Origin of the sequence: Caldalkalibacillus uzonensis (assembly GCF_030814135.1) — a bacterium.
GTDB lineage: Bacteria > Bacillota > Bacilli > Caldalkalibacillales > Caldalkalibacillaceae > Caldalkalibacillus > Caldalkalibacillus uzonensis.
On sequence record NZ_JAUSUQ010000004.1, the window covers coordinates 192,627 to 218,341 of the forward strand.

Consider the following 25,715-nt stretch of genomic DNA (forward strand, 5'->3'; position numbering starts at 1 on the left):
AAAATCGCCCCGACCTCAATCATGAGAACGGGGCGATTATATTGTGCAACTAGCCCTGAACCTCATCCATATAACCCTGTACCTTTTGATATATCAGTTTATTGTGGAAATATATTACAACCGTAACGACACCGAAGACAATAAGATAGGGATAGAAGACTACAATTAAAACCGCAATACCATTAACCAAAAGCAGCACAAGCGTTAGAGCCACCTGCCGAGCTGCCAAGACGAAGGACAATAAGATCCGCTTCCAAAATGAAACATCAAGCATCACCGTTAATGGGATAAAGTAAATGTGCAAAACCAGTCCTATGCTGACTACCACGAGCATGAGCCCCAATGTTAATATTTCCATGACTTCACTCAGACCCATGAGCAACAGGCTGTAGTAGGCATACACTGAAACAAGCAGGATACCGAGTAACAAAGCGTAGCCATAACTTTGGATCCAATACTGTTTTACACCTTGGAAAAAGGAACGGCTCACTCCAATCCTTCTGCCCGTCACCCATTGGTATAACACATGGAATAAAGCAAAGGTTGCCGGTGGAAGTGTTATTATTGGCAAACAAAGGAGCAACCACAACAGATTGAGAAACCAAAAATCAGTAACTGTATCCAATTTGTCTTTAAAAGACGATTCAAAAAATCCTTGCATTGTGTTCATCCTTGAAATAAAAACTTTGAATCCTTAACATGAGGTTCATTCAGAACTTTTGATCAAAGCGCTGTACAGCAGCTACCACTTCAAATTGCTCCTGATTAGCTGTAAGTACTTTATCTCCTTGTCTTAACTCCAGCACAATGTCATATGTGCCTGGTTCCAAGGTTTCAGGTACTTTCCAGAAAGGTTGGGCTCCTAGTCCTAATTTTATTATAGGACAGACAGATTGTGCTGCAATATTCCAAGTATGATCGCTAACATAATTAAAGTACACTTGGCCTTGTTTGTCAGTAATCATGACTTTTAATGAGACATCCTCAAATGAATAAGGGTAATCATTAACCACTACAATTTGTTTAAACAAAGGATACCCGGGATTGACTTTCTTACGTAACATCTCAATAGAGACTAAAAGCGGTGCATAGGCTTGTTTTAATGCGTAGTATCCTTTTTTAGGCTGGCGGTGATAATCAACCACGGACCAGGTGATACTTGGCCAGCAATCGACAAACATAAATTGAAATAAGCTGGTCACTTTTCCTTTATTCCGCCGGTAATTTTCAATGGCAAACTTCAGAAGGTCCGCTTGGTATTGCTGGCTGTTGGCGATAAATTCTTCCAAGGAGTCTCCCATGTTAATCCCCGCAACATTAAATGTCTCATCATATTGAAAATCGTGATAAGCCCATACTTCCCATTTGGGCGGCCACAGCTCCTCCGGCTTCATCATATCCCGCATCATCTTCAGGTTGGGCAAAGCCTGAGCTCCAAATTCAGTGACAAATGGTGCTCCTGGCAATCCTGTATACTCTTGATAGGAACCATGATACCATCCAGGATACACATGCTCGGTAAAATCAGAAGCTTCTTTAACAATACGCTTGGCATCTTCCTCTTTGACCGCCCAATAAAGAAGGGGATCAAGATAATCCCTGTTGGTACTGGGCTCGTTATGACAACACCAAATCATAATTGAGGGATGATTGTAAAATTGATTAACCATCTCCTTAATTTGTTTAACGGCATTTGCGGTAAAGCGATCGCTCTCTTCATACGACCATTGTAAGGCAAAATCCTGCCACACAAATATTCCTTCCCGATCGCAAGCTTCAAAAAACTCCTTTCGCGTAACATGGGCGTGAACACGAACCCCATTAATGTTTGCTTCCTTCATCAGGTTAATGTCCTGTGCAATCTGTTCACATGTGAATTCACTCAACCATTGGGTAGGAATATAATTGGTCCCCCTGATAAACACTTGGCGGCCGTTTAAATAGATGCGTCCCTGTTCATCCTGGAACACTTCTCTGATACCAAACACTTCTTGTATTTGGTACTGTGTTTCTATCCCTTCTATTTCTAATGTCACTGTTAGCTGGTACAAGGCCTGTTCTCCTTGATCCCATATCCACCACAACCGGGGCTCAGCAATGGTTACAACTGTATACATTTTTTGAGTGCCTCTATCGAGCATGACTTCTTGGGAGCATTCATAATAGACGTTATCAGCAAAGTTATGAGGCTGGATGTGATAGTGAAGAACCGCCTGACACCGCTCAGACACATTCACCTGTGTCTCAATCGTAAGCACTGCTTCGTTTTGGCGTAAATGAGGCGTAATTTTACATCTGTCAATTTTAGCTTGAGGTGTTGAATAGAGCCACACATCATGCCAAATGCCGCCCGTATTTTGATCTTGCCCCCGTTCCTCATCCCAGGAACCGGGACGCGCATCGTGATGATTTAAAACGCCTTTAATCAATTGCTTTTTATTAGGCCATACCGTCCCCGGTGTTTCTAAAGGAGACGTTACCCTGCATACAAACTCATTAACTCCTTGTTTTAATAAGGACGTCACTTCAAATTCATGCGTTTGAAAATAGCCCTCATGTTCCCCCACTTTATGGCCGTTAACATAAACTTCATTAAAATAGTCAACCCCTTTAAATTGAAGCCAATAGCGGTCAGCAGGTTGAAGTGTCTCAAGGGTAACCAAACGCTTCAACCACACGGAGCCATGATAGTTATGGAGCCCTTGTTTTTCCCAGTTGGAAGGGACCTTCATGGTCCCTTGCCAGTCCTGCTCTGTTAGTTCTTCAAAACGGCAACTCTTCAAGGAAAAAGCCCATTCGCCATTAAGAGAAAGCTTCACGATCAGCCATCCTCTCTATCCTTGGTTAAGATTAAGGTCAAGGGATCCGTAATCCCTTCGATTTTTAATTTGCCATGGATGGGCTGCTCCTCCAGATTTGACCTCCATTTTCCTTCCATCGTAAGCGCTATTGACCCTTGCCGGCCAATGGGGATAACTCGGAGCTCTATCTTTCCTGTTTCTTGATAAAGATCAGTCAGCTCGACGGTGGCATAGCGTATCGTGATATCATCATTTAGGCGGTAATAACGGACAAAAACCGCACCGGACCTGGGGGGCAAGGTAATGGTTTCACCGTCAAACAACGGGGAACCGTGTTCATAGATGACAGCTGTTTTCTCTACCTCATCATAATTATTAATAAAGATAAAAGAATCACTCCCATTGGTCCGTTCCACAAGGGAAAGGTCCGGATCACTTGCTGTAAGATGGGGTCTGACACCCACAACCTCTGCCAGTGCTTTAATCACCTCAAGCTGATAATGGTAATCATGCCCCATCCCTATACCGAGTACCAAAATTTGACCTTTCCCCACTCGCTTTGTATAGGCAGCAACTTCTGGTTTTGCCCCTTCTGTAAAGGCCGCTATCACTTCGCCGTCATATTGGGAAAACTTGAGCCGCTGCTTCACATTAACCGAGTCAATGCCTAACACGTCTACCCGGCTAATGCCAGGCACAACCTCCCATTCTCCTAACTGGAGTTGATCAGCAAGGACCGTACATGGCTTGCCATACAAATCATGTGTCGGAATCTCTGGATACAAGACCAGCCTTCCCCCAGCCTGCACATAGTTTGCTAGCTTACGCTGAATATCTTCGTTCATATACGCACTGGAGAATACCCATAGAGTGGGCACTTTCTCCACATCTAACTCTTTTAGCAAGTCAACCGCTTCATAGTGAATGTTGGCTGCGGCCAATAAACGCTGAATACCATCAAAGGCAAAGGTTTCCCGCTTCGCAGCCAGCTCATTCACCATATCCCGGTCCCGCTCATCTGTCACCTCAGTCATATAATCATCAGGATTAAAGGCGATATAAGTGTGTATGTGTTTGGAAGCACTTAACAAACGTTGTCCGATCGTTCGAAACAGATGTCCCAAATGTTTGGCTTTAGCATAATTGGGCCTTTCCTGCCCTTTGGAATCAATGGGAGCCTGCCATTCATGGCGTCTGCCAAACAAGCCAATCTGTTCATAGTTTTCACCGGCAACAAACATATAATAGTTTAAAGCGTTCATACCATGGGCTACACAGGTACGGGTATTTAAATCCAGATCTTGTGGGTAAAGCCGCGGCCGGTCTGCTAACCGTCCTGATTGAAACTCAGCTGAAAATAAGGGCTGTTCGGGATGAGATATGGATTTAGTCAACGAACAACTCAGGATTAAGTCATGATAAGTGTCATAACCGATATGTCCAGGGTAAAAGTCACCTGCCACAACAACATCATCTAGTTCAGCCGTTTTATATAACTGGGACAAACCAATGGGGTAATCTACACCACGGCTGTAGATAGAAAAATCTTTAAACCCATGTACATTCACAATGAACGGGACCGTTATTCCTGTTTGCTTGGCAAATGATCTTAAATGATTGACATAATCTTTAATATAGTCCCGCCAAAACCGGCGCCATTCAAAATGAAAAGAAGGATAATGGGCGGGTAATCCAGCTTTAAATATATTGACAAAATCAGTAAATGACGATTCAGATAAACCATACTTCGTGTTAAAGGCACTTATGGTTTGATATTGCCCCTCAAGATAAACTGCAAACTTTTGCAAAGTATCTTCATTGTAGTCCGATGTGTTGGTTACCCAATGCAGCATGCCGATCTCATTGCAAAGTTGATACATGATGACGCTTCCGTTTTCATTAATCTGCATGGGGGCAATAACCTTGTTAACTGCACTGTACCAGTTCTTCACTTTCTCTAAGAATAAAGGATGTTGATAGGAGACGACTCGCGTAGGATGATCAGCTCCGCTCCGTTGTTTGGCAATGACCTGCGGATAGTTTTCCAAAAGCCAACCAGGGATGCCTTCATTCTTTACCTCTGCCATGACATAGGGGCCAGGGCGGACAATACAGTACAGCCCTTTATCTTTAACCAGTTTAAGAAACGATTTTAGATCACGTTCACCTCTCGTCTCTCCGGTAAAATCGAAGGCGCCTTCCTCATATTCATGCCAAATCCACGGCACATAGGTACTCACCAGGTTGCAGCCTGCTTCAATAATTTTATCCAAACGCTGGCTCCACTCCGCCTGCGGAACGCGGTAATAATGAAATTCAGCACCATATAGAAACGTTTCCTGACCATTAATGATAAATTTCCCTTGTCTCCATGTGACTGTCATCGTTTTTGCCTCCATTGATTCTTAGTTTTCTAGCTGTTCAATTTTCAATAATTGGGCCTCGGCTTCTTCTCTTACCCACTCCCGTGAACCAAAAGCATCAATGGCCAATTCAAATATCGCTTTAGCTTTTTCATATTCTCCTGCTTCGATGTATAAGCGTCCGCTCTGCAACAATATCTCCGGCAGATGGCGGTTGTTGAGATTGAAATATTGTTGAAAAAGGGCAAAGCCTTCATCAGCTGATAACTTTTCATATATAATCACATCTATTTTTTCTTTGGCTTCATAATAAATTCCTGGTTTAGGAATCGCCCACCGGCTGGACCACAGCATTAACACATGTTCATACCCACCTGTAAAGACGTAGGCCTGCTCTTGTTCGTCGTAGACTTCCCCACCCTTTAAGGCCTTCCCATAATCACCCCGCTCAAAATTGGCATCCGCTTGTTCCATAAATTTTTTTGCATTTTGATAGGTTTCAAACCAAACATAGGCATAGACACCGCTAGCAAACAAAATGACAGAAATGGTAACTAAAAGCACTTTTTTCATCAAGCTCTCTCCTTACTTTAAGCCCACACCGGTAAAGGCTTCGATGAAATAACGTTGCAAGAAGAAAAACACGATCACAACTGGCACAGTCACTAAAGTAGTGGCTGCCCACAGTTGCTCGAGAAACCGCCCAGGAATCACTTCCTTGAATTGGTATAACCCCAGCTGAAGGGTATACATGGATTCATCCCTTAAATACAACAGAGCCATAAACAAATCATTCCAACTATGCATAAAGGTTAAGATGCCGACCGTAGCCAATACCGGTTTAATCATCGGCAGCACAATTTTGTAAAACACCTGAATTTCGTTGCAGCCATCCATACGCGCCGCCTCCAAATAATCATTGGGAATCTGGATTAAGAACTGCCGGATGAGAAATATGTTGTAGGCGCTAACAGCCACCGGGATGATCATCACACGGTAGGTGTTCACCCATCCCCAGTTATACAACATGGTATACGTGGGAATGAGTAATAATATGGCTGGAATCATCATTGAACCCAGGACCACTTTAAAAATGATATCCCGTCCAGGAAAATGCAGCTTGGCTAAAGCATAAGCCACCATAGCGTTTAGAATGACGTTTAAAATCGTTACACTGACAGAAATAATCAGGCTGTTTTTGAACAACACGCCCATGTTTAATGTGGTGAACACCTTCACATAACCCGAAATCGTCCAGTTTTGGGGCAGCGACAACGGATAGTGCATAATTTCGGTCCCCGGCTTAAACGAATTCATCACCATAATGAAAAAAGGATACATGACAATGACTGACCCTAAAATAAGTACACTGTATATTGCAATTTTGGACCACCTGATGTTGAACATGAGGCTACCCCCTAACTTTCTCCATGGCGGTTAATCAATTTCCACTGAATGGTGGTTAAAATGAGTATCACCACAGCAAGCAACAGTCCTAACGTTGCTGCATAACCCATCGACATGTCATCAAATCCAGTTTTATACAAATAGAGAACAGGTGTTAGTCCCGCATGATAGGGACCACCTTGTAAATCAAAAATCATGAACACTTCAGTAAACATTTGCATTCCATTAATGACGTTCATGGTCATCACAAACAAAATTTGAGGTTTAAGCAGGGGGAGGGTAATTCTAAAAAACTGAGTCCACCAGCTGGCCCCATCGACCCTTGCTGCCTCATACAGCTCCTTATTAATGGTTAATAAGCCTCCAAGAAAAATCATCATTTGTACTGCAAACCATTTCCAGCTGTTAAAAATGGCCAAGAGCGGCATAGGTAACCATTTTGAAAAGGTCCAGAACACGGGTCCATCTAAGAGTCCCACCGACATCATGATGCGCTGTACCGGCCCATTGGGACTGGCCAAAAACTCAAAAATAATCATAGCCACGGCAATGGAGGTGATGACTGGCAAAAAATAGATGGTCCTAAAGATGCCTGCACCTGCTGTAATTTCCTTTAACAACAAAGCCATCCCCAAAGAAATAACAAAGGTAAGGGCGATGAAAATAGACTGATTGTAAAGAATGTTGAACAGCGCTTTCCAAAACAGTGGATCTTGAATGCCATTGATCCAGTTCTCAATACCTACAAAGCGCGCTCTTTCGGGTTGTAAGACATTGATATCTTGAAAGCTCATTTTAAAAGCCAAAAATATGGGCACTGAAAGAAAAATGATAAAATACAAGATCCAGGGTAAAGAAAACAGATACCCGTATAAAGTTTGTGAATTCACCCTTAACCTCGAAGGTATGCTTGTTACTGGGCGCAGCTTAATTTGCAATGTTATTCCCTTCCTTCATGACGTAACAGAATAGCTTGTATCACGGCGATACAAGCTATTCCGTTCTCGTTTATACTAGTTTTGATGCAAAATTTGGCGAGCTTCTTCTGCTGCACGTTCCACGGCCTCTTCAGGTGTCAAGTTGTGGTGAATCACAGTTTCAATGTAATACTGCAAGATAATATTGCTAACATCATCCAACTCAGCTACGGGTTCATTGATAATGGCATGTTCAAGTTGCTCTACGAAAGGCTTAATATCTTCGGCCTGAAAATATTCATGGTTTTGCAGGCTTTTCAATGTGGGTAATTGTTCCAAAGCCTTAAGTGACTCCAGGTTAATGTCATCTTCCATCATAAATTTGATAAATTCGAAGGCCAGCCGTTCTTGTTCCGGATTGCTTTTGAAAATCATTAGAGAGCGACCATCAAGCGTGGACCAGTGGGTATCCCCTTTTTGGCGGACAGGGATGGGCGCCACCCCGACATCTTCACCAATCACCATCGGCCCATCTTTTGCTTCAGCCAGATTGGCTTTCCATCCGTAACCGAATTGCAGCCACATCCCTACATTCCGGCTGAAGAAATCATTGTTTTCCATTTGTTCAGGTGCGTATTCTTGTGCTTGACGCATAAATGTCAAGAAATCGGCAAACCCAGCTTCTTCTTCGTCAAACACCACATCCGTTCCTAACTCATTAAACAACCCATACTTTCCATCATTAAAGTTATAGTAGATTTGAGCTTTCATTGTCCAATACCAACCGCCCCAAGCCAGGGCTTCATTCCAGAATACATTTCCAAATACTTTGGATCCATCCTCACGGTCAGGCAAATTGTGAATCGCTTCAGCAGCGGCCAAGTATTCCTCAAACGTTGTAGGCGGATTGTCAGGATCTAGTCCCGCTTCTTCAAACAATGCTTTGTTATAAATCATCATTTGTGTGGTCGCATTCCAAGGAACATAATATTTACCGCCAAAATGCTCTTGAACATAGTGTTCACTCACTCTGTCAAACAACTCATCAGCTCCTGGCATCTCTGCCAAGTTGACAATCATCCCTTGCTGGGCAAATTTGGCTGGTTGATAGCCAAACACCCCGACCAGAATATCCGGGATATCTCCTGCAGCTAAGCGAGCTGTCAGCTGCCCGCCATCAGGCTCCTGCTCCACATTGACTTTGACATTCGGATGTCTTTCCATAAATTTTTTGGCCAAAAAGTTCCGGGTATGATCATAGTAATAACCTCCTGCCGGAACCATAATCGTAATTTCCCCTGACAATTCATTTTCCTCTTCATTGGTGGCGCTTTCATTTTCGCCAGTATCAGGTTGTGCTGGCTCTTCACTGTTTGAACAGGCAACGACAACAAGCAGAAGAGCAGACAGCAGCGCTAAAACTGACATAAGCTTTTTCATGTTTAAAAAATCCCCCTTTTTATGTTATTTTGGAAAGGACGCCTGCCCATTAGGGCTGGCCCCCTCATTCCCTTGGGTTTGCTCAGATTAGATTTTGCGGCTTGGCAACAGACCCTCGGATGACTAAATCCGTGCTCAGGTCATAGCGTCTATTAATCTCTTGATTGTCAAAAGCTTGGAACAAGAGGTGGGCGGCTAATGTACCTGCCTCATATTTAGGTTGTTTAACCGTGGTCAAAGGAGGATTAAGATACTGGGCAATTTGAATATCATCAAACCCCATGACAGAAATGTCATCAGGAATCTTAATCCCCATTTCTTCAAACGCCTGATATCCACCCAATGCCATCTCGTCGTTAGCATAAAAGACAGCCGTCGGTAAATCCCCCTGCATGATCAGCAGTTTGGTCGCGTGATAACCTCCCTCACGGGTAAAGTTACCCGTGAAGGTCCACTTGGACTGATAGGCAATATCATACTCTTCAAGGGCTTGCTGGTAACCCTTCATGCGATTAATACTATCTACTGAATTAGACGGACCGCTAATAAAAGCAATATCTCGGTGTCCCTGCTCAATGAGATATTTTGTTGCTTGATAAGCACCTTGGGTATTATTGACGAGCACGCTAATAATATGCTGATCCTCTAAAAAACGGTCCAGTACAATGATTGGAAATCCATCGCGAGAGGAGGCCATAATAACCTCATCTGAGATGTTATGGGCAAGGATAATCACGCCATCCACTCTTTTTTCCGTTAAAAATTTAATCGCTGTTGAGTCTTTGCCTCCAATAGAACTGCATGCTATTAAGTCATAGCCATTAGCCATCGTGACTTCCTGAACACCTTTGATTAATTCCGAATAATACGGACCAGAAAGATCACTTAATATCAGTGCGATTGTTTTGGTTTTGCTCTTTTTCAAGTCCATGGCTAGGCCATTTTTTTGATAGTTTAATTGCTTGGCAGCTTCCAATACTTTCATTTTTGTTTCAGGTTTCACGTTTCCTTTGCCATTTAGAGCGTAAGAAGCAGTGGAGACAGAGACTCCTGCGAGCTTTGCCACATCTTTGATGGTAGTCATTTCGATCACCTGTACGTTTATATGTATCGAAACGTTTCGATTTTACACTTATAGAATAATTGATTAAATCACATAAGTCAATATTAAATTGCACTCCAATTCAAAAAACACCTCTAAAAACGCTTGAAAAATAAAGAACTATTTACTATTATAAAAACAAACACAAGTAAGATAGCGCTTTCATTTTTTAGTTTGTAATCGAAACGTTTCAATAACTAATTAGAAGGAGGTGGTGGTGAAATCTGTCGTCTCGCCTTCTATTAAACACTCTAAATTTCCATAGGGAGGGAATACATATGAGGAAAGTTCTGATCAGCGTGCTTATCATCGTTCTTATTGCGGCACTGTTCTTACCTTACACCCAGAACGCTCAAGCTTCCGTAACTACAGAATTAAACCAAGGGCAGAAAAAGGCTCTAGAGAAGCAACTGTTTGCCATCGCCAAGCAAACATATAAATACTTTGAAACGTTCACAGACCCAGAGACTGGTCTTACTTTGGACAGAATCGACCTGGAAAACGGTACTGTTGTAGAGTATACTCACACTTCACCTACCAACATTGGCATGTATTTACTCAGTACCATTTCAGCTGCCGAACTTGGAATCATTTCAGAAGCAGAAGCAAAAGAAAAGATCAAAACAACACTCCAAACCCTAGAACAGCAAGATACCTGGAACGGATTATTTTATAACTGGTATTACACAAGTGACGGCTCTCTAAAAACAGATTGGGGGAAATTCATTTCCACTGTAGACAATGGGTGGTTAACGGCCGCTTTAATTGTAGTTGGGCAAGCCTATCCGGAGCTTCAAGAACTTACAGTCCCCTTGATCAACGCCATGGACTATTCCCATCTATATGACCAGCAAGTGGGTCAATTTCACGGTGGATATGATGTGCTTCGTCAAACGCTAACTGAGTTTCATTATGGCATGTTTTATACTGAACCAAGAGTGGCCAGTTATATAGCTATCGGTAAAGGAGATGTTCCCGTAGAACACTGGTGGCGTATGTATCGAACTCTTCCCAAAGAGTGGGACTGGCAACGCCAAATTCCTCAAGGATATTTTGAATATTATGATGGAGTAGAGGTCTTTCAAGGACATTATGAGTACAAAGGCGTTAAATTCGTCCCCAGCTGGGGAGGCAGCATGTTCGAAGCACTTATGCCAAGTCTCGTGCTTAAGGAGAACGAACTAGGCACAAAGGCACTTGGTATAAATAACAAACGCCATGTCCAGTTGCAAATTGCCTATGCTGAAGAAAAAGGATACCCTGCCTGGGGGTTTTCTCCTGCTGCAATACCAAATGGATATTCTGAGTTTGGCGTAGCCGAGCTGGGAACTTGGGGGTACGATGACAAAGCTACTGTGACGCCCCACGCCACTTTCCTGGCCTTAGACCATGCCCCAGATAAAGTTTGGGAAAATATTAAATACTTGAGATCATTGAATGCCTACGGTCCTTTTGGATTCTATGACTCAGTGAATATGGAGACCGGTGTCGTTGCAAAAACATACCTTGCCCTAGATCAGGGTATGACCATTGTTGCTATTGCTAACTACCTGTTGGATGGAGTCATACGCAACTATTTCCATCAAGACTCTATTGGTAAAATCCCTGAACACCTCTTATATCGCGAGAGATTTTCTATCCTCGACTAAACAACCCAAAAATCCCCCTATCAGCCCATTGGGGAGCCAGGGGGATTTATTTGCTTTACGATGAAAAGTATTTTACACCCAGATATTATTTACTTCTCCATAATACTTCACCAGTGCCGCAGCACCCACTAACCCCACATCGCCGCCCAGACTGGTCCGCTCAAACTGCATCCTTTCACTAACACCTGGCAATGCTTTCTGTCTGGCGATTTTAATGGCGGTTTTAATAGAAAGTCCCCCGCTTTGCTGACACCGCCGCCAAATACGATTTTTTGAGGATTATATAAGTTAATGATGTTGGCAATGCCAACGCCCAGATAATAACGGGTTTCTTCGACAATCTCCATGGCTAGCGGATCGCCTGCTTTTGCAGCCTCAAAAACATGTCTGGCAGTGAATCCATCAATGTCCCTCAAGGGCGATGCTTGCTCCGTCTGTGTCAGTTTAGCCTTGGTCCGTTTCACAATGCCAGTACCGCTGGCAATCGCCTCCAAACAGCCTTTGTTGCCACATCCGCACACAGGCCCATTTACATCAACCACCATATGCCCCACTTCTCCGGCATTCCCGTTCTCTCCTAAAAGTAAGCGTCCATCAATCAACACACCGCTGCCAATACCTGTGCTGATTGTCATGTAGATCAGGTTGTTCGTTCCCTTGCTACTGCCGTAATAGTATTCTCCTAACACAGCAGCGTTCGCATCATTATTCAAATAGACAGGCACGTTAAATGCCTCGCTCAGGATGTCGCGTAAAGGGATATGCTCCCATCCCGGCAAATTAGGCGGGGATAAAACAACCCCCGGATACGGATTAAGAGGGCCGGGACAGCCAATGCCCAGCCCCATGATTTGATCGTGTCGTACATCGATACCTTGCCGGTCGCACACATGAAAAACAGCTTCCTTAATACGGCTAATCACCGCTTCTGGACCCTCAGCGGCAAGTGTGTCTCTTTCTTCTCTGTCAAGCATCTCTCCTGCTTCTGTAAACAAACCAGCCCGAATTAATGTGCCTCCAAGATCCACTCCTATGATGAACATCATTACTCCTCCCACTATGCTGTCTAGGAATGTCTTGCCAAATTGGTAAATTTGGCGGGCAGGTCATTGTTCTAGCTTACGTCCAATGGTCCAGAAGTGCAACCCCCGATGCCCTGAATGTCTTGTACTTCCAATACCGTGTAGCTTAACAGTCCTTCGATCACTTCTTTTATCCTTTCATCATTACAAGGGAAGAGACAGTCATTTCAATGAGAATCATCTTATGCTTTAGTACATGTTCATGTTTATTAACATACCAACCGCTGTTTTGGTTCCTCCTATATATGTCCCAATGGTACAACTTATGTGTTACACTAACTTTTAATCACAAAATCTATCATAAACGTTTTAATCTCATAAGGGTTAATTGTAAATTCCAACGCTTGGCCTTGTTTCTTTTCACCACAAGGATTTTCCATTAAATCAACTTCCTGCCATGAGAGAATAGGGAGATCACTGGTCAGGCATACTTTACCTCTCCACCCTGTATATTCGTGAAGACGCAAAATAAGTTTGTTATGGTCTTCTGCTTTTTTGACTGCATCGATCATGATGTTTGTAACCGATGATCTGAACATAGACATCATATTCTTTTCCGCTTTACCCTTAGCGAATGTTAAAGGATTATTCAGATGCCATGCGTGCTGAACAGTCTGCCCTTCATACCAGTTTCCTTCATGAGGGAACAAGGCATAGGTAAACAGGTGTTCACCTTGGTCCTGCTGAGGATCAGGATAGGTGGCCGACTTAATCAATGTCAAACGCAGTACATTATCCTTAACATCATGTCCATATTTACAATCATTCAACAAACTCACACCATACCCATTTTCTGACAAATCCACCCATTGATGGCCTACTGTCTCAAAACGGGCCATATCCCAACTGGTATTCCAATGTGTCGGCCGCTTCACATTTCCAAATTGAATATCATAGGTAGCTTCCGTGGCCCTTATATTTACCGGAAAAGCCACTTTCAATAGTTTTTCCTGTTCGTGCCAATCTACCTTTGTAGCAAAATCAATCCGCTTATGATCAGCATAAACGATCATGTCTTGACTGATGGTGGATTCCATGTATTGCCATTCAAACCGGATGACAGCAGCCAACGGGCCCACAGCTTTCAATTTTACTGTTTTCAATTCACAAACTTCTTCGACTTTCTCCTGGTAGTAAAGGTCAATATCCCATGCGTCATACCGCAGTGGTTTATCCTCAAATACCTGAAGTAAATTTCCTTTTGATTGGGGTGCTAATACATCCCTTTCGGCCTCCACATCATATATCCGAACTAGTTGGCCTTTATCGTTCCATTCAATCTCATAATAAGGGGTTTTTATGCCAGATAAAGAATACTCAAATGGCACAGGCTCTTGTTGATGTTTATTTGGCTCATCTGGGATAAACCGAATGGATGTATAGCCAAGAGGTGGGAGATTGGTCACTTTGACCCACCATTCCCCATCTATCAGTTGAGAGGTTAGTGAATTGCCGTCCATATCATACCATTTCCCACTTAACAAATCATCTCCTGCCGGTATCCGTACGATATCATCCCGTTGCCAGGAAGAGGAATTAAAGATTGTAAATGCGTGAGCTTCACGATCAGATTGGATCAATAAGTTTGCGGCCTTTTTCCAGCATCCTTGACCAATCTGCTGTGCTTGGTCATATTCTTCCCGGCTATCTTCATAAACTTCAGCAATGGAAGAGCCGGGAATAATATCATGAAACTGATTTCGTAAAATAATTTTCCATCCTTCATTTAGTTGTTGTTGAGGGTAAGTATCCCAGCCTTTTTTTATGCTGGCCAAAGCGCTTAACCACTCTGTTTCTCTATATAACAGTTCCAGCTTACGATTCATCCGTTTATTATAAGCCTGACTGGTATAGGTGCCACGATGATATTCCAGGTATAATTCTCCGTCCCAGGTATGCACATATTGGTCTGTCTTTTCCACTCTATCGTGCAATCGTTCGAAATATTGATCCACCCGCCCTGTCTTTACATGCGGCATTCCAGGACACCTGTCCAATCTCCGGCGCATTTCCAGCATTTCACGGTTAACACCCCCTCCGCCATCCCCATAGCCATACGAAACTAATAACTCCTGATTTATATGCTTATCTTGGTAAGCATCCCACGCACCTTTGATGGTGTCTGCTCTTATTTCCCCATTGTAGGTATATAACCACCCTTCCGTATTGGGTTTGGGTGTCGTAATAAAATGGGTTAAAATTTCGCTTCCATCAATCCCCCGCCATATAAATGTATCATGTGGCATGCGATTATATTGATTCCAACTAATTTTAGTCGTCATAAATGTCTTAATACCTGATTTTTTGAGAATTTGCGGTAATGCCCAACTATATCCAAACACATCAGGCAGCCAAAGATATTTACATTTTTTACCGAATTCCTGTTCAATAAAGCGGGAACCTATTAAAATTTGCCTCACTAACGATTCTCCGGACGGAATGTTACAATCCGCTTCAAGCCACATCCCACCGTCGACTTCCCAACGTCCTTCCCGAATCTGCTGACATATCTGTTGATAGATCTCTGGATAATCTCGTTTTAAATAATCATACAATTGAGGTTGTGTTTGAAGGAAAATGTATTCTGAATATTTTTCCATTAAACGCAAAACAGTCAAAAATGATCGCGCTGCTTTTTCTCGGGTATGCTTTAAACGCCATAACCAGGCCACATCGATATGGGTATGGCCAATACACCAAATAACAATCGGGGAACGTTTTTCTAATTCATTAAGTTCATTGTTAAGATATTGCCTGGCTTGTTCAACGGAACGATAAAACTGAACAGAACCCGGACTTGACCAGTTAATTTTCTTAAATGCATTATCCACCAACCGGAGTAATTGATGTCTTTCAGGCGCTGATGAATCTAACACATTCACAGTGTCCAGAATTGCCTTACTGGTAAAGTAAAGATCATCCGCTGCTTCGTTTAACCACGCGATTTCAGCCTGTCTGATTCTATGCTCTTGAGCCTCAGGTTGTCCCCCTCCTTCTAACCCGGACCATAATCGGAACATCAAAGACACTTTTGTTCCGACAAGCGTATTGGAGAGGAAAACCTCTTTATGGTTAGAATCAACACCTTGATAGGGTTCGTTATTGACATACAGCATCGACTCGAATCCCGAGTTATTCCCACTACCGGTTTTCCCAAAATCAAAAAGACCTACAACCGTTTTATCCTGCCATTTCCTAGGAATCTCCACTTCCGCCGCAATCCAAACATACAGATCACGCCCTGTCCAATAGTCTCCTATTTTAATTTGATCCCATCTTCCGGACTGCGGAGGACGAGTTCCAACACCCCCCTCCTTATCAGTCTGCATCTTAAGTGACTTAATTGTGATACGATCACAATAACGATATTGACTCATTTCCTCTATTCTGTTTCTCAACTTTTCTTCAGTCCAAAACATGTGCCAACCTCCCACTCAAACTAAAATAGCATTTAATAAAATGCCCTGATGAGAGTGAAACGTTTGGTTGTTTTAAGGCGATATGCAGATAACTGAGCCGGTACCAACACTGTATCAGTCCGTTTTAATGGCATCGTCATATCGCCCGTTTCTAAGTTCCCTTCTCCATCTACCACAATCAGAATATCCGGATTGCTTGTTTTTCCTGTTGTCAGGGTATATTCTCCTGCTGTCAGTTCTATCTTTTCCATTGTAAAATAGGAGCAGCTCACCAAACGGTGGTGAGTGATGCGCTCATCAACAAACACGGTCTTAATTTCAACCTGGCCGCTTTCCCTGTGTACATCCTGTCCATATTGCATCACATCAGCTGCTTTGTCTACATGCAGTGTTCGGCCCCGCCCTTGCTCATCAACACGGTCCCAATCATATACTCGATAAGTGATATCAGATGTTTGTTGTATTTCCAATACAATCGTTCCTCCCAATAAAGCGTGAAGTGTTCTGGAAGGAACAAATACGACATCACCCTTTTTTATGGGTTTATAGTTGAGATACTTGTGCACCTGCTGTTCTCGAATGGCTTGAAAGTACGCCTCGCGATCCGGAAATGTATGACCGTAAATCACTTTTCCGTCAGGCTTGGTGTGAAGAATATACCAAGCTTCAGTTTTGCCATAATCTCCTTCCACTCTTTGGGCATACGTATCATCGGGATGAATCTGTACAGACAAGTCGCTGGTTGCTTCCAAAAATTTGATCAACAAAGGGAACCGTGGTTGTGGTGACTGCCCAAGATAGGCTTCCGGTGCCATGTCTATTAATTCCTGTAGCGTCTTACCAACCAAGGGACCATCACTAACGACACTTAAGCCATGGGGATGACCGGAAAGCACCCAATACTCCCCAATTGGGTGCTTATCCTTGACACCGAACCATTCTTTTAACTGATGGCCGCCCCAAATCCGTTCTTGAGGAATGGGCTTAAATTTTACAGGATATATTTTCATACCGGTTCTTCCTCTCTATGGTGAAAAATTAACGCCGCTGCTCCAATCAAGCCAACGTGCTGCTTCAACTGAGCCGGCACAATTTCTGTTTTTCGTCCGGAAGGGTTTAAGGCATAACGGTGCACATAATTCCGCACCGCATCGAACAATGGCTGTCCTGCTTGTGATACTCCTCCGCCAATCACGATTTTTTCAGGATCAAAGAGGTTAATTAAATTGACACAGCCCATACCTATATATGTGAAAACCTGATCGATGAGTGGCACTATCTGCTCATGACCTTGCCTGTAAAGCACAAAGACATCTTCCGCCGTTAAATCACGGTTCATCACTTCTGATGCCATCCGTGAAATGGCTGTTCCTGAAGCTAACCATTCCAGACATCCACGTTGCCCGCAACGACATATGCCTTGTGTTGGATCAATGACCATATGTCCAACTTCTCCGGCATTCCCCCGTGCTCCGGTCACCAAACGTCCATGAAGAAACAGTCCTGCCCCTATTCCTGTGCTTATAGTCAAGTATATAAAATGTTCACTGTCTTGGGCTGCTCCTATCCATTTTTCTGCCAACGCAGCTGCATTGGCATCATTTTCAAGGATCACTGGTGTTGAAAGCCTCTCTTGTAAAAGATTCACTATAGGAATATCCTTCCATTTAGGCAAATTGGGTGGGCACGTAATCCTCCCTTGTCTTGCCTCCAACGGCCCTGGAGCACAAACGCCTATCCCCAAAATATCTTTTGGGGAATAATCTCCTTCTGTAAGCAACTCTTTAATAATATCCTCTATCTCATTGATCACAGCCATAGGGGAAGCTGTCGTATCGGTGGGTATCATCTGATATGGTCCTACCTGACCATATGCATCTACAATCCCGGTTGCGATCTTTGTTCCCCCAATATCAATCCCTATTGCATGTTTCATATGTTTCTCTCCCTTTCGACCACTGATGCAACATCATGTCTACTCTGTTAGCTTAATAAAACATACCCAATAAAAGCGCCGGGCCAGGAAAACCAGTGGCGTGAAGTGACATGTCCCTCATGCTCATCTACGGCCTCTGAGAACATACCGTCCCATTGTACTATAGTACAAAGCTTTTTCAACACCTTCTCTTCCCGCTCCTTATTTTTGATAAGGCGGGCGAAAAGCAACTCCTGGGCATCCCCAAGAGGCCAGGGATGTGGTGTGTGTACGGAGCCCAAACCAGCATATTGGCCGGTATAATATCCGCCGTGATTGTCCTTACTGAAAGCAAAATTCATCGTGTTAAGCCAAGTCCGGTCGTCGGCTGTACAAAACCCCCACATAGGAGCTAAAACGGTGGGTAAATCGTTGGCATCATGATAAAACTGATAACGTCCGTTTAAATCTGTCAAATAGGCAAAAAGGGTTTTGTCCCCATGTTGCGTCTTAAAACTGTGCCAACAATCCTTCCAAACCCGCTCAGCCCACTCAGCCAAATTCCACTCACAAAACTTAAACTCATGGTTAAGGCGGGCCAGCTGCTCAAACGTGTACCATAGCAACACTTGGCTGGAAAAATGATAGGGATAATCTACCTTATCATCAGCCGGTGTCTCTCCTGTTTTAAACAACCACTGCTCACTGGCTTTACATTCCAGCAACATCTGTAAAACAGCTTTAATCTTGGGCCCAACCCGTTCAACCACATTGCGGTCACCATAGGTGAAATAAAAGTCGCACAGCTCCAAAAGAGGATAACATTGCTGGTCTAACTGGAAGACGTGGTCCTTGCAATAGCCATTGGTTAAATAAGCCCTGCCCCAGTATCCTTGTGGGCGTTCAGCCATCTCAAACATCCACAATAAATGACCTTTAATTGTGTCTCGGATGTGATCTCTTAAAATAGTGCTTTTTGCCCCTGGATACAGCTTTTCTATCTGCCGATCTGCTGCTAACAAAAAGGAGAGCATATAATATGCATCACGATTCCACGATAAGGGCAACAGCTGATGATCAGTCATAATACAATGATGCTCGGCAGAAACCGGTACCTTGCAACAACCTAAAATATAGGCCAAGTTGCGCTTGATGATCAAGTCTGTCACATGAGCGGGTAAAGACGGTTTCTGTGACCCTGAACTTGGTTGATCGCGCCCTTCTGCCAAAATTTTCTCTGCATAGTTGTTAATCAGCGTATTAAGGCGGTCCAGCTCCTCAGTCAAACAGGCCACTCTTCTCGCTTCCCATTCAGCACCGGATACTGTCGTAATATTGTCACTGTCGCTGGTATCCATTAGGGTATACAAGACTTGAATCACTGCTTCTTCCTCAGGCTGCAAGACCAACTCGTGGAAACTCGTATATTCCACAGGTTGCCCAGATTCCCCCTTGCCGGTTTTAAGTGTCAAGGGACACTGATTAAGATAAGCCCATATATATGCCCTGGCCTGTAGGTTAGGGTTGAACAGTTGCAACTGCCCTCCCGCTGCCGTCCATATATTTTCCACCGGTGGGATGGGAATAGGACCTCCTTCGGTAAGCTGCCCATAACTGCATCGATTTAAGCTCAACTTACCTCCTACAGTGAAGGGCAAGACAACCTTTTCCGCTCCCTTGTTGTATACTTTCAATGTGTGTACAATAGAGGGCTGCTGAGCTATCTCCACAACTGAGAAATATGAGCAATAGTGTAAATGACCACTCCTATAAGAGATTAATACTTGCTCTCCATCAACAATATATATCTGTTTGAACACATTCGGATCACCAACCTCAACGCCAAATCCGCCGTCAGCACCATGCTTCTCTGCCAAATCGACCAATGTTCGGCGATATTGCCGCACAAAAACACTGTCGTACCACTTATCATCAGGGAATTGAGCCAGTGGGGTTAAGGTAATAAAGCCATGCTTTTTATGCGGTGCATTGATGGAACTAATCCGACCATTCATGCCAATGCTGACTGTGATGCGGCCATTACCAATATCAAGGGGTTTCTTATTGGGTACATTGAGTACCGGAATCAGTTCCGGCGCTGACTTTTCCTTGTTTTGGTCACATTCTCTCACTGATAACACCCTATTCTGTCAATTTTTTAGAAATACCATTATCCTAACGATGGATTAACGTTCTTACCCACTGTTTCAAATTTACAATCCCCATTTCTTATACAACTCCGGTCTGCGGCTGCGTAAGACAGGCTCTTGCTGTCTTTCTGTAAGAATTTGAGAAAGGTCAATTGCTGTAACGAGGACTTCCTCCCCATCACCTGCTTGAGCAAGCACTTCTCCCCGCGGATTAACCACCATACTGTGCCCACAATAAGTTATATTTTGCTCCGTTCCCACTCTGTTAACGGCGACGGTAAACAATTGATTGTCCTGCGCCCGGGCACGGGTCCGCAAATGAAGAAGATATTCATAATTTTTAGGTACTGCAGAGGGAATGACAATCAACTGTGCACCTTGCAAAGCCAAAATCCTGAATATCTCCCCGAAAGCGTGATCGTAGCAAGTTGCGGTGCCTAACCTGATACCCAGAACATCAAAAACCGGAAAAGTGGACCCGCTTCTGAAAAATTGATGCTCCGTAGGATAGAGATGAACTTTGCGATACTTACCGATATATTCGCCTTTTCCATTAAGAACAAAGGTGGTGTCATAAAGAACGCCTTCTTGCAATTCATCCCGCTCAACAATATTGGCCACCACTGCTGTCTCCCATTCCAAGGCTTTTTGCGCCAACCGTTCTGTCGTCGGTCCTGGGATTGTCTCTGCCAATTCGTAAAAATCCTTACTGATTAATTCTAAATGATAACCGGTTGTAAATAATTCAGGGTAACACACGAGATCCACTTCGGCACCTACTTGGTCGAAATAACGCTCTGCTTTGCTCAGGTTACTCTCTTTGTCTTTTAATGTACAATCCATCTGTACAACACCAATTGTTAATTGGGACATTAATTCCACCTCCCTCATCTAAGTACTGAAATAACCTTATCCCTTAACCGCTCCACTGGTTAGCGCACCAACAATAAAACGCTGCAGGAGAATAAACACTAACATAACCGGTAAGATGGCCAGCATACTGGCCGCAGCAAGGTAATGGGTTGTTATGGCATCTATTGTAGATTGCAGGTTGACCAATCCGACGGAGACAGGGTATAACTCGTTGTTGTCCAGCAGGATAAACGGAATCACAAATTGGGACCAGCTTTGAACACCAACCAAAATAGAGGTTGACACAATTCCCGGAACACTCACAGGGAGGATCACCTTAAGCAACGTTTGCAATCGGGTGCAGCCGTCTACAATGGCTGCTTCGTCTATGGCTTGGGGAATAGTATCGAAAAATCCTTTCAGAAACCATGTGCTAAATGGTAACTGAATAGCCACATAAACCAAAATTAAACTGGCATGGGTGTTGATCAAATCAACCTGGACAAAGAAACGATACAATGGAATGGCAATCACCACAGGAGAAATCATTTGAAACATGATCACAGCAAACAAGGAGATTTTTTTATATTTAAAGTTAAATCTAGAAAATGCATATGCAGCAGGAATGGCCACGAGCAAAGTAAATAATACCGTTAACAGCACAATTTTGGCCGAATTATACAGGTAATTGACAATGTTAGTATTTTGAAATACATGCAAATAGTTAGCAAACTGCGGGTCAGTTGAAAACCAAATTAATGGTGTAGCAAACAGCTCCTGTACGGATTTCAGAGATAGTGACAACACCCAAAAAATCGGAAACAAAAAGAATAGCAAGACAAATACGTAAGCCAAGTAGATGCCGCTGTTAATCCAACGTTCCTTATGATGTTTACTCATCTTAAGCCACCACCTGCTTCTTCTCCATGTAGTGGAAGTAGATTATTGTCATCAAGGTGTTGATCGCCAGAAGAACCACCGCCGTTGCTGCTCCTTGCCCCAATTCAAATTCACGGAAAATACGGTTGTAGATGCTCAGAGCAATCACCTCTGTGCTTTGCCCCGGACCTCCTCCAGTCAAAGCCATCACCATATCGAAGGTATTGAACGTATCTACTGTGATAATGATCAGGTTAATCAGTAAGAGAGGGGCTAAAGTGGGAATCACCACATAAACTAAGCGCTTAATAGCATTGGCTCCATCAATCATGGCCGCTTCAATTATATCCCTGGGCAACGTTTGCAAGCCAGCGTAAATCATGATCATACTGAATGCGGTACCCCTCCAAATGTTAGCCAAAGTAACCGAGATTAAAGCAACATTGGGGTCGGATAAGAAAGGCAAACTCCATCCAAAAAAAGAGTGAAGCATATAATTGATGACACCAATTTGGGATTCGTTATACAACATACTCCAAATGATTCCTATAATCACCCCTGGAATGGCCCAAGCGGACAAGACAGACGTACGGACCATGACTGTGCCAGTTAAACCACGTTTAACTCCCTGATCGATAAGCAAAGCGATGAGACAACCCAGCAACATTTGAAAGAGAACACTAAAGAAAACAAAAAACAGAGTAATCAAGATCATACGGGAGAATCCACTTGAGGTAAACAAGGTGAGATATGAACTTAAGGTATAGTCATATTCAGCACTAATTAAGTTGGCATTGGTAAAGCTGAGGCGAATCATATCCACAATGGGATACAGAAAAACAAAAACTAGTATCATTGCCAAAGGAAATAACCAAGGTACCGGGGAATTCCCCAGCACCTTGAAGATAGACACTTTTGCTGACGAAGTCTGTTGATAATCAAGTTTCAGGTTTGTCATGTTACCCTCTTCCTTATACCTTAAGATTAACTAACGACCTATTTAGCCACTGCATTCCAAGCTTCTTCTAGAGCTTCTTCAGGAGACTTGTTTCCGGAGACGATATCTGATACAGCAATCTGTAACTGTGTAGAGATTTCCGGATAGACTGTGGCTGCTGGTCTCATCCGTGCAAATTCAGCCAAGTGCTCTCTAAAGATATCGGTAAATTCATTTCCTTCATATGCTTCATGTTCATAAACCGAATGGCGCGTTGGCAAGTAGCCGCCCAATGTGCACCATGAGGCCATTCCTTCATCGCCGACAAATGTCCGCATCAGAAAATCAAAAGCAAGCTCCTGTTTAACAGGGTCATCGGTAAATATACCCCAGGCCCAGCCACCTGCCGTCGTTGCTTGTTGACCAGCTTCCCGCTGCGGCAATGGAGCGACGGCCCATTTAGCCATGTCGTCCTCACTCAGAATTTCAGCCAATTGGTTGACCTGCCAATTTCCACCGATGAACATGGCCACATTTCCGCTTGCCACCTCAGAGTTCAAATCCCCTTCCGAACCATAATTGGCTAACCGTTGCGGGCTATACCCTTTTTGCACCATATCGTGCAGGAAGGTCAATACATTTAACATATACTCCCTGTTCTCACCTGTTCCAAAGGCTGGTTGATCTTGATCATCCACCAAAGAACCACCTTGAGCCCAGAAGAAAGGTAACACAGAGGTGACAATGGTTCCTTCACCACGTCCTCCCGGAAACAGAAAAGCTTCATAGCCATCAGCTTTTAACTGTTCACTTAGGGCAAACAGCTCATCCCAAGTAGCAGGAGGACTGTCTACCACATCAGTGCGGTAGTACAACACCCGTGTATCTGTAGTAAATTGAATGCCGTAAATTTGTCCATCAGGACCTCTCATAATGTCTTGAGCAAACGGAAAGAAATCTTCAATATCCAATCCTGCTTGTTCAAATAGAGGATCCAAAGGTTGTAAATAATCATAAAAACGAGGTAAAATATAAGAATCGATTTGTGCTATAGCTGGCGCACGTCCCTGAGCCGCTTGCTCCATCAAGCGTGCCATCGCTTCAGAAATATTGGAAGACAGAACATCCGGCTTAATTTTCACATTACCATGCTCGGCTTCAAATGCATCAATTTGATTTTGTAAGTATTCCACCCGTTCAGGACCTGGTGATTGTAATGAATATGCCGGGTGCGCCAGCCATTCAATTTCAATTACCTCTCCCGTTGCTTTTTCATTCTCTTCAACTTCATCTGTCTCTTCTACGGTACCATTGTTACCGCAACCTGCGATCACGACCAGCCCCAACATCAGGGCCAGTAACATTTTCCATCTTCGCATGTATACTCCCCCTTTTTAATGTTTAAAGCTTTTACGTTTAAAGAAATAAAATGGTATATATCTTAATAACCTCTCTTGCTAATCTTTTACCTATCTCACCCCCTTTAAGTGGTCATGTAACTGTGTGTACAGCGGTTTACAAATTGGAGAACAAGGAGAATGTTTCATTAATCACCAGTGCTGAAGCCCCTAAAACAACACCTTCTTTAAAACCGGACAGCACGACGGGAATGCGTTTCCCTGAAATACCTAGTGCACGAACTCTAAGAGTTGACTGAATGGCATCGCGCAGAAGTTGCCTGCCCTCACTCAATTTCCCTCCCACAATAACCAACTCCGGTGCTAATAAATTGACAGCATTAGCAATACCAACACCGAGATATTGACCTGCTTCCTGTATGGTTTGCTGGGCCAGGTGGGACCCATTACAAGCAGCAGCAACAATATCTTCAAAGTGGATTGTTTCTGGATCGACATCCGCAACAAGGGTTGGCTCATCAGGCATAGCCAGTTTCAATTTCTTCCTGAAACGCTCCACCACCTTTGGCAATGAGGAGAAGGTTTCCAAGCACCCGTAATTTCCGCATGAACATTTTTCTCCATACACATCAATGGTAGAGTGACCAATCTCTCCTGACTCACCAAACAATCCCCGATGTAGCTCCCCATCTATGACAATACCGCTGCCAATGCCCACATCAGCCATGATATACATAAAATTGTTGACCCCGATTCCCTGGCCGAACCACTTTTCCGCCAGTGCAGCAACATTGGCATCATTGTCAATGATAACTGGGAATTGCAAAATATCCTGCAGCATAGCTCTTAAAGGGATTTCCTTTTCGTTGTAAAAGTTAGGTGGCGAAATACACCCCTGCTCATTTTCATTCAATGGTCCAGGCAAACCCACACCAACACCCAGAATTTTGTGACGATCAACGCTTGTTTCTTGTAAAATAGCCTCTAAAGTTTGATGAATATAATCAAGGATACTTGATATTTTTTCTGTGGGCTGGGTTTCTTTCATTCTTAATGAAAGAAAGTTGCCTTCTAAATCGGTTAAAGCAACTTTAATCTTTGACCTTCCCAGCTCTACACCAAATGCATAGTAGCATTGATGGTTAAACCCTAATAGGACTGGCCTTCTTCCTCCCTTTGAAACACCCAAACCAACTTCTTTTAACACATTTTCCTTTAAAAGTTCTTCAATAATGCGTGTGATTGTCGGTTGGGGAATATCCATCCGCTCAGAAATTTCCACCCTGGAAAGGGGGCCTTCTTCCCGAATGAGTTTAATCACCCGTTTTGTGTTTATTTCTCTGCTTGATTGAACCGCTTTCATTTTTTGCTCCTCGGTTAATGTTTTGAATTATCGGTCGATAAGTTTACTATACTAGATATTTATCTTTATTTCAATATGAAA

The 25,715-nt window shown here is 43.4% G+C and carries 19 protein-coding genes; 1 reads left to right on the forward strand and 18 read right to left on the reverse strand.

Annotation, left to right across the window (positions count from 1 at the left end; translation table 11 throughout):
* Positions 1 to 49 precede the first annotated feature (49 nt).
* The 8 genes from J2S00_RS07110 to J2S00_RS07145 all read right to left on the reverse strand — a co-directional run bounded on the left by J2S00_RS07110 (position 50) and on the right by J2S00_RS07145 (position 10,012).
* The gene (locus J2S00_RS07110; protein ID WP_307337356.1) at positions 50 to 661 is read right to left on the reverse strand and encodes a DUF624 domain-containing protein; all 612 of its coding nucleotides are present in this window, start codon (positions 659 to 661) and stop codon (positions 50 to 52) included.
* 49 nt (positions 662 to 710) lie between these two features.
* Complete coding sequence (locus J2S00_RS07115) at positions 711 to 2,819, reverse strand: glycoside hydrolase family 2 protein (protein WP_307337359.1); 2,109 nt, start codon at positions 2,817 to 2,819, stop codon at positions 711 to 713.
* A gap of 2 nt (positions 2,820 to 2,821) precedes the next feature.
* A complete protein-coding gene (locus tag J2S00_RS07120; RefSeq protein ID WP_307337362.1) occupies positions 2,822 to 5,185 on the reverse strand; it encodes a beta-galactosidase in 2,364 nt (787 codons plus the stop codon).
* Positions 5,186 to 5,206: 21 nt separating this feature from the next.
* Entirely contained in the window at positions 5,207 to 5,737 is a 531-nt protein-coding gene (locus tag J2S00_RS07125; RefSeq protein WP_307337364.1) for a hypothetical protein, read from the reverse strand.
* Between the two features lie 12 nt (positions 5,738 to 5,749).
* Complete coding sequence (locus tag J2S00_RS07130) at positions 5,750 to 6,571, reverse strand: carbohydrate ABC transporter permease (RefSeq protein WP_307337366.1); 822 nt, start codon at positions 6,569 to 6,571, stop codon at positions 5,750 to 5,752.
* A gap of 11 nt (positions 6,572 to 6,582) precedes the next feature.
* Complete coding sequence (locus tag J2S00_RS07135) at positions 6,583 to 7,365, reverse strand: carbohydrate ABC transporter permease (protein WP_307337370.1); 783 nt, start codon at positions 7,363 to 7,365, stop codon at positions 6,583 to 6,585.
* Between the two features lie 219 nt (positions 7,366 to 7,584).
* Positions 7,585 to 8,928 (reverse strand): extracellular solute-binding protein, encoded by a 1,344-nt coding sequence (locus J2S00_RS07140; RefSeq protein WP_307337373.1) that lies wholly within the window; start codon positions 8,926 to 8,928, stop codon positions 7,585 to 7,587.
* A gap of 82 nt (positions 8,929 to 9,010) precedes the next feature.
* Positions 9,011 to 10,012, reverse strand: coding sequence for a LacI family DNA-binding transcriptional regulator (locus J2S00_RS07145; RefSeq protein ID WP_307337377.1), 1,002 nt, complete (start codon positions 10,010 to 10,012; stop codon positions 9,011 to 9,013).
* A gap of 296 nt (positions 10,013 to 10,308) precedes the next feature.
* On the opposite strand from J2S00_RS07145, the gene J2S00_RS07150 reads away from it, so the two are divergent.
* Positions 10,309 to 11,679, forward strand: a complete 1,371-nt coding sequence (locus J2S00_RS07150; RefSeq protein WP_307337379.1) for a glucoamylase family protein — start codon at positions 10,309 to 10,311, stop codon at positions 11,677 to 11,679.
* A 128-nt stretch (positions 11,680 to 11,807) separates the two neighbouring features.
* Here the strand turns inward: J2S00_RS07150 and J2S00_RS07155 are convergent, their stop codons facing one another.
* From J2S00_RS07155 to J2S00_RS07200, 10 genes are all read right to left on the reverse strand, one after another.
* The gene (locus J2S00_RS07155; RefSeq protein WP_307337382.1) at positions 11,808 to 12,722 is read right to left on the reverse strand and encodes an ROK family protein; all 915 of its coding nucleotides are present in this window, start codon (positions 12,720 to 12,722) and stop codon (positions 11,808 to 11,810) included.
* 314 nt (positions 12,723 to 13,036) lie between these two features.
* On the reverse strand, positions 13,037 to 16,180 hold the full coding sequence (locus J2S00_RS07160) for an alpha-mannosidase (RefSeq protein WP_307337385.1): 3,144 nt from the start codon (positions 16,178 to 16,180) through the stop codon (positions 13,037 to 13,039).
* A gap of 32 nt (positions 16,181 to 16,212) precedes the next feature.
* Positions 16,213 to 17,190, reverse strand: a complete 978-nt coding sequence (locus J2S00_RS07165) for a type I phosphomannose isomerase catalytic subunit (protein ID WP_307337388.1) — start codon at positions 17,188 to 17,190, stop codon at positions 16,213 to 16,215.
* Positions 17,187 to 18,116, reverse strand: a complete 930-nt coding sequence (locus tag J2S00_RS07170; RefSeq protein WP_307337391.1) for an ROK family protein — start codon at positions 18,114 to 18,116, stop codon at positions 17,187 to 17,189. Before J2S00_RS07170 ends, J2S00_RS07165 begins: the two co-directional genes overlap by 4 nt.
* 47 nt (positions 18,117 to 18,163) lie before the next feature.
* A complete protein-coding gene (locus J2S00_RS07175; protein ID WP_307337394.1) occupies positions 18,164 to 20,227 on the reverse strand; it encodes a glycoside hydrolase family 125 protein in 2,064 nt (687 codons plus the stop codon).
* A gap of 81 nt (positions 20,228 to 20,308) precedes the next feature.
* A complete protein-coding gene (locus tag J2S00_RS07180; RefSeq protein ID WP_307337397.1) occupies positions 20,309 to 21,118 on the reverse strand; it encodes a carbon-nitrogen hydrolase family protein in 810 nt (269 codons plus the stop codon).
* 36 nt (positions 21,119 to 21,154) lie between these two features.
* A complete protein-coding gene (locus J2S00_RS07185; protein ID WP_307337399.1) occupies positions 21,155 to 21,997 on the reverse strand; it encodes a carbohydrate ABC transporter permease in 843 nt (280 codons plus the stop codon).
* Between the two features lies 1 nt (position 21,998).
* Positions 21,999 to 22,934, reverse strand: coding sequence for a carbohydrate ABC transporter permease (locus J2S00_RS07190; protein WP_307337402.1), 936 nt, complete (start codon positions 22,932 to 22,934; stop codon positions 21,999 to 22,001).
* Positions 22,935 to 22,972: 38 nt separating this feature from the next.
* Positions 22,973 to 24,292, reverse strand: coding sequence for an extracellular solute-binding protein (locus J2S00_RS07195; protein WP_307337405.1), 1,320 nt, complete (start codon positions 24,290 to 24,292; stop codon positions 22,973 to 22,975).
* Positions 24,293 to 24,428: 136 nt separating this feature from the next.
* The gene (locus tag J2S00_RS07200) at positions 24,429 to 25,634 is read right to left on the reverse strand and encodes an ROK family transcriptional regulator (RefSeq protein ID WP_307337407.1); all 1,206 of its coding nucleotides are present in this window, start codon (positions 25,632 to 25,634) and stop codon (positions 24,429 to 24,431) included.
* Positions 25,635 to 25,715: the final 81 nt, after the last annotated feature.

What these genes read in the sequence shown, in the direction of transcription:
- J2S00_RS07110 (WP_307337356.1), bottom strand. Translation starts at nt 661, where the DNA reads ATGCAAGGATTTTTTGAATCGTCTTTTAAAGACAAATTGGATACAGTT.
- J2S00_RS07120 (WP_307337362.1), bottom strand. Translation starts at nt 5,185, where the DNA reads ATGACAGTCACATGGAGACAAGGGAAATTTATCATTAATGGTCAGGAA.
- J2S00_RS07125 (WP_307337364.1), bottom strand. Translation starts at nt 5,737, where the DNA reads ATGAAAAAAGTGCTTTTAGTTACCATTTCTGTCATTTTGTTTGCTAGC.
- J2S00_RS07130 (WP_307337366.1), bottom strand. Translation starts at nt 6,571, where the DNA reads ATGTTCAACATCAGGTGGTCCAAAATTGCAATATACAGTGTACTTATT.
- J2S00_RS07135 (WP_307337370.1), bottom strand. Translation starts at nt 7,365, where the DNA reads ATGAGCTTTCAAGATATCAATGTCTTACAACCCGAAAGAGCGCGCTTT.
- J2S00_RS07140 (WP_307337373.1), bottom strand. Translation starts at nt 8,928, where the DNA reads ATGAAAAAGCTTATGTCAGTTTTAGCGCTGCTGTCTGCTCTTCTGCTT.
- J2S00_RS07145 (WP_307337377.1), bottom strand. Translation starts at nt 10,012, where the DNA reads ATGACTACCATCAAAGATGTGGCAAAGCTCGCAGGAGTCTCTGTCTCC.
- J2S00_RS07150 (WP_307337379.1), top strand. Translation starts at nt 10,309, where the DNA reads ATGAGGAAAGTTCTGATCAGCGTGCTTATCATCGTTCTTATTGCGGCA.
- J2S00_RS07155 (WP_307337382.1), bottom strand. Translation starts at nt 12,722, where the DNA reads ATGTTCATCATAGGAGTGGATCTTGGAGGCACATTAATTCGGGCTGGT.
- J2S00_RS07160 (WP_307337385.1), bottom strand. Translation starts at nt 16,180, where the DNA reads ATGTTTTGGACTGAAGAAAAGTTGAGAAACAGAATAGAGGAAATGAGT.
- J2S00_RS07165 (WP_307337388.1), bottom strand. Translation starts at nt 17,190, where the DNA reads ATGAAAATATATCCTGTAAAATTTAAGCCCATTCCTCAAGAACGGATT.
- J2S00_RS07170 (WP_307337391.1), bottom strand. Translation starts at nt 18,116, where the DNA reads ATGAAACATGCAATAGGGATTGATATTGGGGGAACAAAGATCGCAACC.
- J2S00_RS07180 (WP_307337397.1), bottom strand. Translation starts at nt 21,118, where the DNA reads ATGTCCCAATTAACAATTGGTGTTGTACAGATGGATTGTACATTAAAA.
- J2S00_RS07185 (WP_307337399.1), bottom strand. Translation starts at nt 21,997, where the DNA reads ATGAGTAAACATCATAAGGAACGTTGGATTAACAGCGGCATCTACTTG.
- J2S00_RS07190 (WP_307337402.1), bottom strand. Translation starts at nt 22,934, where the DNA reads ATGACAAACCTGAAACTTGATTATCAACAGACTTCGTCAGCAAAAGTG.
- J2S00_RS07195 (WP_307337405.1), bottom strand. Translation starts at nt 24,292, where the DNA reads ATGCGAAGATGGAAAATGTTACTGGCCCTGATGTTGGGGCTGGTCGTG.
- J2S00_RS07200 (WP_307337407.1), bottom strand. Translation starts at nt 25,634, where the DNA reads ATGAAAGCGGTTCAATCAAGCAGAGAAATAAACACAAAACGGGTGATT.